1 protein-coding gene is annotated in these 268 nt (G+C 57.8%); it reads right to left on the reverse strand.

The window, feature by feature from the left end:
• Positions 1-268: reverse transcriptase domain-containing protein (locus A9513_RS14690; protein ID WP_255302861.1), on the reverse strand; the 268-nt coding region annotated here is incomplete at both ends.

Raw genomic sequence — 268 nt, forward strand, 5'->3', positions numbered from 1 at the left:
CTTCGACATGACGTTCAACACAAGCCATCAGGATGTCGTGGTTGACCCGGTCGAAGAATGTCTCCAAGTCAAGTTCCACGCACAAACGGTGACCCACCGCCACATGGACGCGGGCCATCTCGACAGCCTGGTGAGCGCTTCTGCCCGGACGAAAGCCGTAGCTGTAATCCGAGAACAGCGGATCGAAGATCGGGGTGAGCTGTTGCAGTAGGGCTTGCTGGATCAGGCGATCCATGACACTGGGAATGCCCAACTGCCGCATACCACC

The sequence above is a fragment of the Pseudomonas sp. AU12215 genome (assembly GCF_001675465.2).
Lineage (GTDB): Bacteria > Pseudomonadota > Gammaproteobacteria > Pseudomonadales > Pseudomonadaceae > Pseudomonas > Pseudomonas nitroreducens.